Annotated in this window: 11 protein-coding genes and 2 tRNA genes; 6 read left to right on the top strand and 7 right to left on the bottom strand. The window is 68.4% G+C overall.

The window, feature by feature from the left end:
- Window positions 1-61: 61 nt before the first annotated feature.
- Genes OTERR_RS01035 through OTERR_RS01045 form a run of 3 tightly spaced genes read left to right on the top strand, consistent with a single transcriptional unit; the run spans window position 62 to window position 3,635 of the window.
- The gene (locus OTERR_RS01035) at window positions 62-985 is read left to right on the top strand and encodes an AAA family ATPase (protein WP_054619704.1); all 924 of its coding nucleotides are present in this window, start codon (window positions 62-64) and stop codon (window positions 983-985) included.
- The gene (locus tag OTERR_RS01040) at window positions 982-2,259 is read left to right on the top strand and encodes a DUF58 domain-containing protein (RefSeq protein WP_149424586.1); all 1,278 of its coding nucleotides are present in this window, start codon (window positions 982-984) and stop codon (window positions 2,257-2,259) included. Before OTERR_RS01035 ends, OTERR_RS01040 begins: the two co-directional genes overlap by 4 nt.
- A complete protein-coding gene (locus OTERR_RS01045; RefSeq protein WP_149424587.1) occupies window positions 2,256-3,635 on the top strand; it encodes a DUF4129 domain-containing protein in 1,380 nt (459 codons plus the stop codon). The genes OTERR_RS01040 and OTERR_RS01045 overlap by 4 nt, the downstream gene beginning before the upstream one ends.
- A 47-nt stretch (window positions 3,636-3,682) precedes the next feature.
- Here OTERR_RS01045 and purT read toward each other — a convergent pair whose 3' ends face one another.
- Window positions 3,683-4,915 carry a formate-dependent phosphoribosylglycinamide formyltransferase gene (gene purT / locus OTERR_RS01050; protein WP_223115974.1) on the bottom strand — a complete coding sequence of 411 codons (1,233 nt, stop codon included), beginning with the start codon at window positions 4,913-4,915 and terminating at the stop codon, window positions 3,683-3,685.
- Window positions 4,916-5,067: 152 nt separating this feature from the next.
- Here purT and OTERR_RS01055 point away from each other — a divergent pair, with 152 nt between their 5' ends.
- From OTERR_RS01055 to OTERR_RS01065, 3 genes are all read left to right on the top strand, one after another.
- Window positions 5,068-5,595: a flavin reductase family protein gene (locus OTERR_RS01055; RefSeq protein ID WP_149424588.1), complete on the top strand. Its 528-nt coding sequence runs from the start codon at window positions 5,068-5,070 to the stop codon at window positions 5,593-5,595.
- Window positions 5,596-5,662: 67 nt separating this feature from the next.
- A tRNA-Lys gene (locus OTERR_RS01060) sits at window positions 5,663-5,738 on the top strand.
- A 58-nt stretch (window positions 5,739-5,796) separates the two neighbouring features.
- A tRNA-Lys gene (locus OTERR_RS01065) sits at window positions 5,797-5,872 on the top strand.
- Window positions 5,873-6,008: 136 nt separating this feature from the next.
- Here the strand turns inward: OTERR_RS01065 and OTERR_RS01070 are convergent.
- The 6 genes from OTERR_RS01070 to OTERR_RS01095 all read right to left on the bottom strand — a co-directional run bounded on the left by OTERR_RS01070 (window position 6,009) and on the right by OTERR_RS01095 (window position 14,056).
- Window positions 6,009-7,667 (bottom strand): L-lactate permease, encoded by a 1,659-nt coding sequence (locus OTERR_RS01070; protein ID WP_054619700.1) that lies wholly within the window; start codon window positions 7,665-7,667, stop codon window positions 6,009-6,011.
- A 291-nt stretch (window positions 7,668-7,958) separates the two neighbouring features.
- Window positions 7,959-8,564 (bottom strand): PqiC family protein, encoded by a 606-nt coding sequence (locus OTERR_RS01075; RefSeq protein WP_149424589.1) that lies wholly within the window; start codon window positions 8,562-8,564, stop codon window positions 7,959-7,961.
- Entirely contained in the window at window positions 8,561-9,559 is a 999-nt protein-coding gene (locus OTERR_RS01080) for an MlaD family protein (protein WP_149424590.1), read from the bottom strand. Before OTERR_RS01080 ends, OTERR_RS01075 begins: the two co-directional genes overlap by 4 nt.
- Entirely contained in the window at window positions 9,556-10,314 is a 759-nt protein-coding gene (locus OTERR_RS01085) for an ABC transporter ATP-binding protein (RefSeq protein WP_223115975.1), read from the bottom strand. Before OTERR_RS01085 ends, OTERR_RS01080 begins: the two co-directional genes overlap by 4 nt.
- Before the next feature lie 10 nt (window positions 10,315-10,324).
- The gene (locus OTERR_RS01090) at window positions 10,325-11,464 is read right to left on the bottom strand and encodes an ABC transporter permease (RefSeq protein ID WP_149424591.1); all 1,140 of its coding nucleotides are present in this window, start codon (window positions 11,462-11,464) and stop codon (window positions 10,325-10,327) included.
- Window positions 11,465-11,782: 318 nt separating this feature from the next.
- Entirely contained in the window at window positions 11,783-14,056 is a 2,274-nt protein-coding gene (locus tag OTERR_RS01095) for an NADP-dependent malic enzyme (protein ID WP_054619696.1), read from the bottom strand.
- Window positions 14,057-14,265: the final 209 nt, after the last annotated feature.

Raw genomic sequence — 14,265 nt, forward strand, 5'->3', positions numbered from 1 at the left:
TCGCCGGCCGTTGATGCCTTTGGCATTGTTGCCGGGCCTGCCCGTCCTCTGTTCCCCTGCCATGACTACCCTCCAAACCCTGATCGACAACGTCGAGACGGTCATCGTCGGCAAGCGCCCGGTGATCGAACTGGCGGTGATTACCCTGCTCTGCCGCGGCCACCTGCTGATCGAGGACGTGCCCGGCACCGGCAAGACCATGCTCGCCCGGGCCCTGGCCAAGTCGGTGTCCCTCGACAGCAAGCGCCTGCAATGCACCCCGGACCTGCTGCCCTCCGACGTCACCGGGGTGCCGGTGTTCAACCAGAAGACCGCCGAGTTCGAGTTCCGCCCCGGGCCGGTGTTCACCAACATCCTGCTCGCCGACGAGATCAACCGGGCCACCCCCCGGGCCCAGTCGGCCCTGCTCGAATGCATGGCCGAGTTCCGCGTCAGCGTCGATGTGCACACCTACGACCTGCCGCCGATCTTCATGGTCATGGCCACCCAGAACCCGATCGAGATGGCCGGCACCTACGTCCTGCCCGAAGCCCAGCTCGACCGCTTCTTCATGCGCCTCAAGGTCGGCTACCCCTCGGTGGCCGAGGAAACCCGCATCCTCTTCGGCCAGGCCAGCGGCCATCCCATCGACACCCTGGCGGCGGTGGTGGACGCCGACGCCATCCAGGCGGCCCGGCAAGCGGTGCAGGCAGTGCACCTGGAAGCCTCGGTGGGGGAATACATCGCCCGCCTCACCGCCGCCACCCGCCAGGACGGCGACCTGCGCCTCGGCGCCAGCCCCCGGGGCACCCTGGCCCTGGCCGCCGCGGCCCGGGGCCTGGCCCTGCTGCGCGGCCAGCCCTACGTCACCCCCGACCTGGTCAAGACCATGGCTGCGCCGGTGCTCGAACACCGCCTGATCGTGCGCCCCCAGGCCGCCGCCCAGGGCATCACCGCTGGCGCCGTGCTCGCCGCCCTGCTCGACACCGTGCCCACGCCGGTATGAGCCGGACGGCCACGGCGCGGGACTGGCTGCAGCGCCACCAGCGCGCCCTGGTGCTGGCGCTGGTGACGCTGATGGCCTACGTGGCGGCCATGAACCGGGGCAACGCCCTGGCCTGGGGCGTGGCCGCTCTGCTGCTGTCCACGCTGATCACCGGCTTTGTCTGGCCCTACTGGCTGGTCCGCCGCCTCAGCGTGGTGCGCACCGGCCCGGAGCGGGCCAGCGAGGGGGAAACCCTGCTGTGGCGGATGCAGGTGCGCAACCGGGGCTGGCTGCCGCGCTTCATGGTCGAGTTGACCGACCGCCTGCCCTTCGTCGGCGCCGCCGGCGGCAACCCTGCCCCCGGACCGGTGGTGCTCGGCCAGCTGGCCTACCTGCCCGCCGGTGCCACCCGCCAGCTGGTGGTGCAGCTGTCCTGCGAAAAGCGCGGCTACTACCGGCTCGGTCCGGCCGGCCTGGCCGCCAGCTTTCCCCTCGGCCTGGCCGAGGCGCGCCATGAGGGCAGCGACGGCATCCAGACCCTGCTGGTCTATCCCCAGGTCTTTCCCATCGTCACCCTGCCGCTGCGCGGCTCCCCCAGCCTGATCAACCGCGGCGGACTGCCCTTGCCGGACGGCACGGGCAGCGCCGACTTCGCCGGGCTGCGCGAATACCGGCGCGGCGACAATCCGCGCCACGTGCATTGGCCCACCAGTGCCCGCCTCAACGAGCTGATGATCCGCGAGTACGAACCCCTGGCCTCTGCCGCCCTGTGCCTGGCCCTGGACCTGTCGCCCGGGGCCAACGTCGGCCTGGGGCGGGAGGCGAGCGGCGAGTACGCGATCCGCATCGCTGCCTCCATCGCTCGCTACGCCTGCGAACAGGCCATGCCGATCCGCCTGGAGGCCGCCGGAGTCGATGCGGCGGTCCTGAGCATTCCCGCCGGCAACGGTGAGCTGCATTATCGGGAGTTGCTCGAATTCCTGGCGGTGGCCGAGCTGGCCTCGCCCTGCCCCTACGCCCGGGTGCTCGAACGGGTCGCCCAGCAGTGCCAGCCCGGCGAAACCGTGGTGGCCTTGCTCGCGCCGCCCCCGGCCGAGGCGGCGGACGTGCTGCGCACCCTGGCGCTGGTGCGCAGCCAGGGCGCCCACCTGCTGGCGGTGTTGCTGGAACGGCAGTCCTTCGCCGCCGGGGCCGAGCCGCTGTCCGAGGTGCTGACGGCCGGCCTCCTCGACTTGGGCGCCCAGGTGCTGACGGTGCGTCAAGGCGACGACCTGGTCCAGGTGTTCAACCCATGAATCGACCCCAACCCCTGACCTACCTGCCCGCCTACCTGGGGCTGTTCGCCGCCCTTGTGCTGGCCGTGGCCAGCAACGCCTTTCTCGACCTCCACTACGGCACCTTCGCCTTCGAGACCGGCTTCTGGGCGATCCTGTTTGCCGTCACCCTCGGGGTGGGCTACCTGCAGCGGGGCGAAACCCAGGATTGGGGGCGGGCCTGGCAAAAGAGCGTGGCGGTGCTCACCGTGCTGCTTTTCGTCGTCGTCTTCATGCGCGTCTGGGGCATGCCCAGGGCGGCGGTGGGGCTCCTCGCCGGGCTGCAGGCGGCCAACAACTGCGTCGCCACCACCCGTCGCCAGCTGTACCTGGGCCTGCTCGGCGCCACCGCCCTGGTGGTCTTTGCTGCGGCCCACTACCGGGCCGACTGGACGCTGCTGTTTTACATCCTGCCTTTCGTCGTGGCGGTGGTGCTGACCCTGGTGGCGGAACAGGTGAACCGCCGCAGCGAGGAGCTGCAGCGCCAATCCCTAGCCGGGCGCACCCTGGGCGGACAAGGCGTGGCCATCGTCGCCGCGTCGGCCCTGATCCTGGCGCTGGCCGGTGGGCTGTACCTGGTAACGCCCCAGGTCAGCCCCTTCGCCCTGTCCTGGCGCCACGGCCTGCCTGCGCCGGTGGGCGAGCTGGGGGGGGCGACGGGGATCGGCGGCCAGGGCGGTAACGCGGATGGTACCGGGGGCGGTGGCGGTGGCAGCGCCGGTTCGGCCTCGGCTGGCCAGGAGGAGGGCAGCGGCGCCGGCCGGGGCTGGCCGAGCCCGGGAGAGATGCGCGCCGCCGCCAACCGGCCCGGCATGCCCGAGTGGCAGGCCGGCGCCATGCGCGCCCTGGCCGACCTGAGCGAATCGCTGCAACAGACCCTGCAACCGGTGGCGCAGAGCGTCGCCGACTGGTGGGCGGCCCTCAAGGAGTGGTTGAAGCAGCACCGGGCCCAGATCGTCGCCATCCTGATCCTGGCGGCGCTGCTGGCCATGCTGGTGGCGGCCTGGTGGCTGTGGCGCGAAACCCGGCCGTTGCTGTGGCTGCGCACCCGGTTCGACTACCTGCGCTATGTGCTCCTGGGCCGGCCGGCAACCGGGCGGCGCGGGGTGGTTCAGCTCTACCGGGCCGTCGAGCGTCTGTTCGCTGCCCGGGGCGAGCCCCGGGCGGCGGGGGCGGCACCCCGCGAGTACGGCCGCTGGCTGGCGGCCCATTACCCCGATCTGCGCACCGACCTGGAGGCGCTGATGCGGGCCTTTGAGCGGGTACGCTACGGTGAGGCCGAGGTAGGGCCCGAGGATCTGGCGGCCATGCGACTGCTCTACCGGCGCCTGTTCCAGGGCGCCGCCCAGTACGGCTGAGCGGCCGAGCGGCTGAACGAACCCCGGGCCGGGATCAGATCAGGCCATTAACCCTTGACGGGCTTGACCCGGCTGGCGGCCAGCTTGGCCCGTTCACGGGCCTGGTCGATGTCGCTGCCAGTGGCCACGGCCACGCCCATGCGGCGCTTCTTGAAGCTTTCCGGCTTGCCGAACAGGCGTAGGTCCGAGTCCGGCACTTGCAGGGCGTCGGCGACGCCCTCGAAGGCGATGCCTTTTTCCTCCATGCCGCCGTAGATCACCGCCGAGGCGCCGGGGGCGCGCAGGCTGGTATCCACCGGCAGGCCGAGGATGGCTCGGGCGTGCAGTTCGAATTCAGACAGGCGCTGGCTGGCCAGGGTGACCAGGCCGGTGTCGTGGGGGCGCGGACTGACTTCGGAGAACCACACTTCGTCGCCGTGGATGAACAGCTCGACGCCGAAGATGCCGCGGCCGCCCAGGTTGCTGGTGACCTTCTCGGCGATCTCCCGGGCCTTCTGCCGGGCCGCCGGGCTCATTGGCTGGGGTTGCCAGGATTCGACGTAGTCGCCGTCCACCTGAATGTGACCGATCGGCTCACAGAAATAGGTTTCCACCTTGCCCGAGGCGCCCACGGCGCGCACGGTCAGCTGGGTAATCTCGTAGTCGAACTTGATGAAGCCTTCGACGATGATGCGCGCCTGCTGCACCCGGCCGCCGGCCTGGGCGTAGTCCCAGGCCTGGGCCACATCGTCCGGGCCCTTCACCAGGGACTGGCCCTTGCCTGAGGAGGACATCACCGGCTTGATCACGCAGGGGTAGCCGATGCCCGGCTGGCCGTCCGTGCCGTCGATGGCCGCCTGCAGCTCGGCCAGGGAGTCGGCGAAACGGTAGGGCGAGGTGGGCAGGCCCAGTTCCTCGGCGGCCAGGCGGCGGATGCCTTCCCGGTTCATGGTCAGTTTGGCGGCCCGGGCGGTGGGAATTACCTCGGCCAGGCCTTGGGCCTCGATCTCCACCAGGGTGTCGGTGGCGATGGCTTCGATCTCGGGCACCACCAGGTGGGGCTTTTCCAGCTCGATCAGGCGGCGCAGGGCGGCGCCGTCGGTCATGGAAATGACGTGGGAACGGTGCGCCACCTGCATGCCCGGGGCGTTGTCGTAACGGTCCACGGCGATCACCTCGGTACCCAGCCGTTGCAGGGCGATGATCACCTCCTTGCCCAACTCGCCGGCGCCGAGCAGCATGACGCGCAGCGCGCTGGGGGAAAGAGGGGTGCCGGGGCGCAGGGAGGAGGGGGCGGGCATGGCGGGATCTCCGTCGATAAATGGGCGGCGCCGATGGTAGCACGGCCTTTTTGTTGCTTTTCTTCCGCCGTGGCCGGGTCGATTTACCGGATGAGCGGCGGTTGGCATGGCCGTCTGTTGTAAAATCGTCCCCTTTTGCCTACCGCCGCCCCATGACCACCCGTTCCGCCCCCGCATCCCTGGCCGAGGCCGCCCCGTTCGACTCACGGGAGCTTCGGGACACCCTGGGGCGTTTCGCCACCGGCGTCACCGTGGTGACCGCCCTGGCGCCCAACGGCATGGCGATCGGCCTGACGGTGAGCTCATTCAACTCGGTCTCCCTCGAACCGCCCCTGATCCTGTGGAGCCTGTCGGCCGATTCCCCCAACCGGGAAGCCTTCGAGGCCGCCCACTACTACGCGGTCAACGTGCTGGCGGCGGACCAGGCGGATGTGTCCAACCAGTTCGCGGCGCGCCTGGCCGACAAGTTCGAGGGGGTGGACTGGCGTCCCGGCGTCGGCGGCGCGCCCCTGCTGTCGGGCTGCTGCGCCTGGTTCGAGGTGAAGAACACCCAGCGCGTGGCCGGTGGCGACCATCTGATCTTCATCGGCGAAGTGGTCGGCATCGACCGGGACCCGTCCCGGGCCCCCCTGCTGTTCCACGACGGCCGCTACCGCCTGCTCGGCGACGCGCCCTTATAGGACAAAGCGGCGCGAAAAGGCATTGACAGATCGTTTTCGCTTTTTTTATAATCTTGCGCTCACTTGGGGGTCGGTAGCTCAGTCGGTAGAGCAGCGGACTTTTAATCCGTTGGTCGAGAGTTCGAATCTCTCCCGACCCACCAATCACCGCCTGAAAACGGCGGTAGCGTTGGCGGTTAGGCCCCAAACGCAGCAAAAACTGGGTCGTTAGCTCAGCTGGTAGAGCAGCGGACTCTTAATCCGTAGGTCGAAAGTTCGAATCTTTCACGGCCCACCAGTTTTCAGAAAACCCCAGCCTTCGGGCTGGGGTTTTTGCTTTTCCGGCCACCGATTCATGCACTTTCGCCGCATGGCCGCCCGCCCAATGAAAAACCCCGCCGAAGCGGGGTTTTTTTGTGGGTGAAGCGCTGCGGTTAGTGGATCACCATCTGGGTGAAAGGCGGTACGTAGGCCTGCAGGGTGACCAGGATGCCGACCAGGCAGGCCAGGGCGATGGAGTGGAAGAACACGTAGCGCAGGATGTCGCCCTCGTGGTGGAACCAGCGGGTCGCCGTGGAGGCCACCACGATCGACTGGGCGTCGATCATCTTGCCCATCACCCCGCCCGAGCTGTTGGCGGCGCCCATCAGGTTGGGCGAGACGCCGATCTGGTCCGCCGCCACCTTCTGCATGCCGCCGAACAGCACGTTGGAGGCGGTGTCCGAGCCGGTCAGCGCCACCCCCAGCCAGCCCATCAGGGTGCCGAAGAAGGGGTAGAGCACGCCGGTCTGGGCGAAGGCCAGGCCCAGGGTGGTATCCAGCCCGGAGTAGCGGGTCAGGGTGCCCAGGGCCAGCATCAGCACGATGGTCAGCAGCGAGTATTTCACCAACCACAGGGTGCGGCCGTAGTTGGCGATCAGCTGGAACGGGTTGTACTTCATCACCAGCCCACCGACGATGGCGGCGACGAAGATGCCGGTGCCGGTGGCCGAGAGCAGGTTGAAGACATACACCGCCCCCTCCTTGGTGGCCTTCGGCACCACCGGCGGCATCTTTTCGATCAGCTGGTGCAGCCCGTCAATAGGGAACTTGGGCGCGAACAGGCCGTTGAAGAAATCCTTCACCGGCGGCAGGCCCCAGATGAAGACGAACACGGTGAGGATCACCCAGGGGGTCCAGGCGCGCACCACGTCGGCGGTGGGATGCTTGGTCGGCTTCGCGGCCTCTTGGCCCGGGTCGCTGTCCTCGTGGCCCTTGAGCGAAGTCTTGGTCCAGATCTCCTTGGGCTGCCAGACCTTGAGGAAGAGCACCAGGCAGGTCATCGACACCAGGGCGGCGATCACGTCCACCAGCTCGGGGCCGAAGAAATTGGACACCAGGTACTGGGGAATGGCAAAGCTCACCCCGGTGACCAGGATCGCCGGCCAGATGCCCATCATGCCGCGCCGCCCGGCGAAGGCCCAGATCAGCCAGAACGGCACCATCAGGGAGAAGAACGGCAGCTGGCGGCCGACCATGGCCGAGATGGCCATCACGTCGTAGTTGTGCACCTTGGCCAGGGTGATGATCGGCGTGCCCAGGGCACCGTAGGCCACCGGCGCGGTGTTGGCGATCAGGGACAGGCCCGAGGCGGCCAGGGGCGAGAAACCCAGGCCGATGAGGATCGCCGCGGTCACCGCCACCGGCGTGCCGAAGCCGGCCGCGCCCTCGAAGAAGGCGCCGAAGGCGAAGGCGATCAGCAGCAGTTGCAGGCGCCGGTCCTCGGTGATGCCGGCGATCGAATCCTGCAGGATCTTGAACGAGCCGTTCTGCTCGGTCAGCTGGTGCAGGAAGATGATGTTGAGGACGATCCAGCCGATCGGCAGCAGACCGGTCAGGCCGCCGAGCAGGGCAGCTTTGCCGGCCATCTCCGAGGGCATGCCGAAGGCGACGATGGCGATGATCAGCGCGCTGACCAGGCCGGCGCCAGCGGCGACGTGGGCTTTCAGGTGCAGGAAGCCGAGGCCGACCAGCATCACCACCACCGGGATGGCGGCGAGCAGGGTCGAGATCAGCATGCTGCCGAAGGGGTCGTAGACTTGTTGCCAGACCATTGGGGTACTCCTCTCCTTGGTGTCATTCCCCTGTTTTGGTCACGGCCCGTTGCGTCGGGGATCGCTGAAACTGGTGGGCCGCGGATGAGGGCGGGCGGGATGCCCTACCGGTAAAGTTGTATGACAACTTCGCCGGATGTAACGAGTATAGCTATTTGCGTAACGAAGTGTACTAAGCGTAATTCTGTCCGCCCGGCGGCAGCGTCGCGGCCGTAAACGGCAACGCCCGCCGGCCTCCGGGAGGAGGGCGGCGGGCGCGGCAGAACGGAAAACGAGGCGAGAAGGGGCGGCTTAGGGGCGGAGCGGTGGGGCGACGATGGCGGCTGCCAGTTGGGCCAGGGTCGCCGCCAGGGCGGCGACGGCGCCGTCCCGGTCGCCGTTGCCGGCCGGGACACTGAAGCGGCCGTGTTGCCAGGGGTGGGTGCCGAGCTGCCAGCGGGCCTCCAGGGTGGCCGTGCCATCCGGGGCGTTGTCGAAGCGCAGCACTTCGACGCGCAGCGCCGAGGCATCGGCCGGGGCGCTGCCGTTGCCCAATCCGCTGCGATAAACCCGGGCGTCGCCGAGCTGGGCGACCAGGGCCTGGCCCAGGGCCCGGGTCACGCCGTCGTCGAGGGCCTCGGCCCAGCGCGTGGTATCCAGGTAGTGGATTTCGCTATCGCCGCGGCGGATGGCCATGGCCGGGCGCGTCAGGTAATCGGGCAGGCGCACCGGCAGCAGCTTGATGGCGGGGAAGCCGGCCGGGACGGGCAATGGGGCGGCGGCCGGCGGAGCGGGCAGGACGTAGAAGCGCGAGGCGGGGGTCGTGCCGCAGCCGGCCGCCAGCAAGGCGGCCGATAAAGCGGCCAACAGGCCGAGCGTTGCCGGCAGGGCACGCAGAAGGGGGCGGCGATGGGTCATGGGGTCTCTCCGGTGGCGGCCTTGCCCTTGAGCAGGGACTCGGGATGGCGATCCAGGGTGTCGGCCAGGTTCTGCACGTTGCGGGCCATGGCGCGCAGTTCGCGCAGGGTGCGCTGCAACTGCTCCAGAGTGGCCGAGTCGTCCCCGGTCAGGGCGTTCACATTGTGGGCCGCGGCGCTCAGGTCCTTCAGGGTGCGGCGCAGTTCCTGCACCGTCTCAGAATCGGGGCTGATCAGGGTGTTGACGCTGTCCAGGGAAGTGGCGGCCTTGTTGGCCGCCTTTTCCAGGGCCGCCAGGGTCGTCTCGCTGCGCTTGAGCAGCCCCGGGGCGTCGCTGCGCAGTTGCTGGCTGAGGGATTCCAGGTTGTCGGCGGTGCGCGCCAGCCCCTCGATGCTGTGGCGCAGTTCCTTGGAATTGAGGATCTGGCTGAGGGACTTCATGCCCTGGGTGAATTCGCCGATCACCTGATCCAGGGGCTGGCGGCTGAGCTCATCGGAGATTGCCTGGAGGGGCGAGGGTAGGGTTGGGATCTCGAAGATCTCCGGATGCAGTCCCAGGACCCGTCCTTCCTTGCCCGGGTTGAAGTCGAGCTGGACCATCAGCTGGCCGGTGAGCAGGCTCTGCAGTTCGAGCTTGGCGCGCAGGCCCTGGGAAATCAGGCTGCTGTAGTCCACGTCGAGCTTGTCGTGTTCGCTCTTGTAGAACGGGTTGATGGTCTGGTCGGCGGTGAATTCGACGATCACCGGGATCACCAGGGCTTTCTGTTTCGGGTCGTGCTCGATGCCCACCTGGCGCACTGTGCCCACCCGCACGCCGCGGAACACCACCGGGGCGCCGACCTGCAGGCCATAGACCGAACCATCGAAATACATGATCGCCTTTTCCGTCTTGCGAAAGGCGTTGCCGCTGCCCAGCACGAGAATGGCGGCGACCAGCACGGCCAGGGCGCCGGCAACGAAAATACCGATCAGGGTGGGGTTGGCGCGTTTGCTCATGGGGCTTCCCGGTTCATGAAGGCGCGGACCGTCGGGTTGTCGGACCGGGCGAGGTCCCGGGGATTGCCTTGGGCGATCAGGGTCCGGGTCTGGTTGTCGAGGAAGAGGGCGTCGTCGGCGATGGCGAAGACGCTGGGCAGTTCGTGGGTGACGATCACCACCGTGGTGCCCAGGCTGTCGCGCAGTTCCAGGATCAGGTCGTCGAGGCGGCGCGAGCTGATCGGGTCGAGGCCGGCGGAGGGTTCGTCGATGAACAGGATTTCCGGGTCCAGGGCCATGGCCCGGGCCAGGGCGGCGCGCTTGACCATGCCGCCGGAGATTTCCGAGGGGTAGTAATCCTCGAAGCCTTCCAGTCCGGTCAGGGCCAGCTTGAAGCGGGCCACCGCCCGGGCGTCGGCCGGGGTCAGATCGGTGTATTCGCCCAAGGGCAGCAGCACATTCTCGATCAGGGTCAGGGAGCTCCACAGGGCGCCCAGCTGGAACATCACGCCGAAGCGGCGGCGCAGGGCTTCCCGCTCTGCGTCCGGGGCCGCCCAGAAGTCCCGGCCCTGCAGGAACACCCGGCCCTTGGCCGGCGCCTCCAGGCCGATCAGGTGGCGCATCAGGGTGCTCTTGCCGCAGCCGCTGCCGCCCATGATGGCGCAGATGGCGCCCTGGGCGATGGCGAAGTTGAGGTCGCGCTGGATGACGCGTTCGCCGTAGGCCATGGTCAGGTCGCGCACCTGGATCGGCGGCTGGGGCGTGGCGGTGCTCACGTCGGCCACCTCACACCCCCAGCTTCTGGAAGACGATGGTGGTCAGGGAGGCGGCCACCACGATGAACAGGATGCTGGTGACCACCGCCGAGGTGGTGGCCTCGCCCACTGCCTGGGCGCTGCGTCCGCACTGCAGGCCGCGCACGCAGCCGGCCAGGGCGACCAGGGAGCCGTACAGGGTGCCCTTGAACAGGCCGACCAGGATATGGGTCAGGGACAGGGCGGAGAGGGTCTGGTGGTAGTACTCGAAGGCGCTGATGTCGAACACGGTGAACGCCACCAGGGCGCCGCCCAGCACGCCCACCAGGCCGGCGTAGAGGGTCAGCAGCGGCATCATTGCGATCAGGGCGAGCAACCGCGGCAGCACCAGGAACTCCACCGGCGGGATGCCCCAGGTGCGGAAGGCGTCGATCTCCTGGTTGACCTGCATGGTGCCAAGCTGGGCGGCGAAGGCCGCACCGCTGCGCCCGGCCACGACGATGCCGGTCATCAGGGCGCCGATCTCGCGCACCATGCCGATCGCCACCAGGTCGGCGATGTAGATCTGGGCGCCGAACATGGCCAGCTGCTGGGCGCCCATGTAGGCCAGGATCAGGCCCACCAGCAGGCTGATCAGGGAGACGATGGGAAAGGCCTGGGGCCCGACCTCCTGCACCACCCACCAGAAGTCGCTGCGGCGCATGCGCGCCCGGCCGCGGCAGAAGGCGCCCAGGGCGAGCATGATTTCGCCCAGGTAGCGCAGGAACTCGTGGCCGTCGTTGAGCCGTGCCAGGGTGGCCAGACCGAGGCGGCGAAAGAAATTGTCCGGCGGGGCGGTGTGCTGTTCCGGCGGCACGCTGGCGCCGGCCAGGGCGATCAGTTTGGCCACCCCGGCGGGCAGCTCGCCCAAGACCAGGGTGATGCCCTGGGGCGCCAGGGCTTCCGCCAGTTCGCGCAGCAGGGCGGGCAGGGTGCCGTCCCAGGGCCCCAGGCCGCTACCGTCCACCGTCAGGGTGCCGCCGCTTGGCAGGGCGGCGCTGGCGGCGGCGGTGATGGCCTCCCGCGCCGGCCGCGGATCGTCACGGCGCCAGGCGCCGCGCAGGGCGAGGCAGGCGCCGCCGGTCTGGGGCGCGAGGGCGAAATCGGGAGGGGTGGAGGGGGGGGAAGTCACGAAGGCGGCAGCGGCTGGGGCAAGCACGATTATGGGCAATGCCAGGATGATAACCAAGCCCGTCGCGCTGTGTAGCGGCCTCGGGGAAAAAGGCGCAGCGCGACGGCTGCCCGCTGGAACCCCGCGCAGGACGCGGGATTCCAGAGCATGTGGCTGAAACGCCGCGTCTGGCCTTGTGTTCCAGGCAGTGGAGCTGGAGATCGTTTATTGGCGCGGGGTTTGGTCAGGCCATAAAAAAACCGGCGGCCCCGAAGGGCCGCCGGTCGTGTTGCTGCGTTCAGGCCGGCGGTGCCGGTCTGATGCCGTTCCTGCGCGCGTTTAGCGCCGGCCGGCGTCCACCACCGCCAAGGCGGTCATGTTCACCAGGCGCCGCACGGTGGCGGTGGCGGTGAGCACGTGCACCGGGCGGGCGGCACCGAGCAGGATGGGGCCGATGGTGACGCCTTCGCCGCCGGTCATCTTCAACAGGTTGTAGGAGATGTTGGCCGCGTCCAGGTTGGGCATTACCAGCACGTTGGCCTCGCCCTTGAGGGGCGATTCCGGGTCGGACTGGTGGCGGATTTCCTCGGACAGGGCGGAGTCGCCGTGCATTTCACCGTCGACTTCCAGTTCCGGCGCCTTGGCGCGCACCAGCTCCAGGGCGGTGGCCATCTTGCGTGCCGAGGCGGACGAGGACGAGCCGTAGTTGGAGTGGGAGAGCAGGGCGACCTTGGGGGTCAGGCCGAAGCTCTTCACCGATTCGGCCGCCATCAGGGCGATGTCGGCGATCTGCTCGGCGTCCGGGGTCTCGTTGACGTGAGTGTCGCACAGGAACAGGGAGCGGCCCGGCAGCAGCAGGTGGTTCATGGCGGCCAGGGTGTTGTGCCCCGGGGCCTTGCCGATCACTTCGTCCACCTGGCGCAGGTGGTGGGCGAAGCGGCCGGACACGCCGCAGATCAGGCCGTCGGCGTAGCCGAGCTTGACCAGCATGGCGGCGATGATGGTGTTGTCCGAGCGCAGGCGCATCTTGGCGATGTCGATGGTCACGCCGTGGCGCTTCATCAGCTGGTGGTAGGCGCTCCAGCACTCCTTGTAGCGGTCGTCGTAGTTCGGGTTGACCACCTCGAAGTGCTCGCCGGCCTTGAGCTTGGAACCGATCTTGGCCAGGCGGGCTTCGATCACTTCCGGACGGCCCACCAGGATCGGCTTGGCCAGGCGCTCTTCCAGCACCACCTGGACGGCGCGCAGCACGCGCTCGTCCTCGCCCTCGGCGTAGACGATGCGTTGCACCGGACCCTGCTTGGCGGCCAGGAACACGGCACGCATGCCGACACCGGTGTGGGTGTTGAATTCCTTGAGCTTGTCGCGATAGGCGGCCATGTCGGTGATCGGCCGGGTGGCGACGCCGGAGTCCATCGCGGCCTGGGCCACGGCCGGGGCGATGATCGAGATCAGGCGCGGGTCGAAGGGCTTGGGAATCAGGTATTCCGGGCCGAAGGACAGATCCTGGCCGGGGTAGGCCATGGCCACTTCATCGCTCACTTCTTCCTGGGCCAGGGCGGCGATGGCCTTGACGCAGGCCAGCTTCATTTCCTCGGTGATGCGCTTGGCACCGACGTCCAGGGCGCCGCGGAAGATGAAGGGGAAGCACAGGACGTTGTTGACCTGGTTGGCGTAGTCGGAGCGGCCGGTGGCGATGATCGCGTCGGGGCGCACTTCCTTGGCCAGTTCCGGCATGATTTCCGGGGTCGGGTTGGCCAGGGCGAAGACCAGGGGATCCTTGGCCATCTGCTTGACCATCTCGGGCTTCAGCACACCGGCGGCGGACAGGCCGAGGAAGATGTCGGCGCCGACGATGGCGTCGGCCAGGGTGCGGGCGGCGGTTTCCTGGGCGTAGCGGGCCTTGGTTGCCTCCATGTTGGCTTCGCGGCCGACGTAGATGACGCCCTTGGAGTCGCAGACGGTGATGTTCTCGCGCTTGATGCCCAGTTCGCACCACAGGTTGAGGCAGGAGATGGCGGCGGCGCCGGCGCCGGAACAGACCACCTTGACGTTGCCCACGTCCTTGCCGATGACCTTCAGGCCGTTGAGCATGGCGGCGGCGGAGATGATGGCGGTGCCGTGCTGGTCGTCGTGGAAGACGGGGATGGACATGCGCTCCTTGAGCTTCTCTTCGATGTAGAAGCACTCGGGGGCCTTGATGTCCTCCAGGTTGATGCCGCCCAGGGTCGGTTCCAGGGCGGCGATCATGTCGATCAGCTTGTCCGGGTCGTTCTCGGAGATTTCGATGTCGAAGACGTCGATGCCGGCGAACTTCTTAAACAGGCAGCCTTTGCCTTCCATCACCGGCTTGGCGGCGAGGGGGCCGATGTTGCCCAGGCCGAGCACGGCGGTGCCGTTGGTGACCACGCCGACCAGGTTGCCCCGGGAGGTCATTTCATCGACGGCGCCCGGGTTGGCGACGATCTCCTCGCAGGCGTAGGCCACGCCGGGGGAGTAGGCCAGGGCCAGGTCGCGCTGGTTGGTCAGGCCCTTGGTCGGGCGGACGGCGATCTTGCCCGGGGTCGGCAGGCGGTGATATTCGAGGGCGGCCTCGCGCAGGTCCCGCTCCATTTGTCCCGTTTTTTCCATCATGTCTCCTCGTTGGGGCCCCCTTCCGGCACGCTGCCGTTATGGCGGGGGAAAGAAGAAAAAGGGCTCGATTATCCTCTTCCCCTTCCTGGCTGCAAAGTCCGGGCCCCGTCGGGGGCCGCCGGCATGGCCTGTGGCGGGCAATTCTGCATATTTTGATTATCGTCATGCTGCGGCTACACTTCGCCGTT

This window comes from Oryzomicrobium terrae (assembly GCF_008274805.1).
Classification (GTDB): domain Bacteria; phylum Pseudomonadota; class Gammaproteobacteria; order Burkholderiales; family Rhodocyclaceae; genus Oryzomicrobium; species Oryzomicrobium terrae.

What these genes read in the sequence shown, in the direction of transcription:
- OTERR_RS01095 (WP_054619696.1), bottom strand. Translation starts at nt 14,056, where the DNA reads ATGGAGCGGGACCTGCGCGAGGCCGCCCTCGAATATCACCGCCTGCCG.
- OTERR_RS01080 (WP_149424590.1), bottom strand. Translation starts at nt 9,559, where the DNA reads ATGAGCAAACGCGCCAACCCCACCCTGATCGGTATTTTCGTTGCCGGC.
- OTERR_RS01070 (WP_054619700.1), bottom strand. Translation starts at nt 7,667, where the DNA reads ATGGTCTGGCAACAAGTCTACGACCCCTTCGGCAGCATGCTGATCTCG.
- OTERR_RS01035 (WP_054619704.1), top strand. Translation starts at nt 62, where the DNA reads ATGACTACCCTCCAAACCCTGATCGACAACGTCGAGACGGTCATCGTC.
- OTERR_RS01055 (WP_149424588.1), top strand. Translation starts at nt 5,068, where the DNA reads ATGACCACCCGTTCCGCCCCCGCATCCCTGGCCGAGGCCGCCCCGTTC.
- OTERR_RS01075 (WP_149424589.1), bottom strand. Translation starts at nt 8,564, where the DNA reads ATGACCCATCGCCGCCCCCTTCTGCGTGCCCTGCCGGCAACGCTCGGC.
- purT (WP_223115974.1), bottom strand. Translation starts at nt 4,915, where the DNA reads ATGCCCGCCCCCTCCTCCCTGCGCCCCGGCACCCCTCTTTCCCCCAGC.
- OTERR_RS01045 (WP_149424587.1), top strand. Translation starts at nt 2,256, where the DNA reads ATGAATCGACCCCAACCCCTGACCTACCTGCCCGCCTACCTGGGGCTG.
- OTERR_RS01040 (WP_149424586.1), top strand. Translation starts at nt 982, where the DNA reads ATGAGCCGGACGGCCACGGCGCGGGACTGGCTGCAGCGCCACCAGCGC.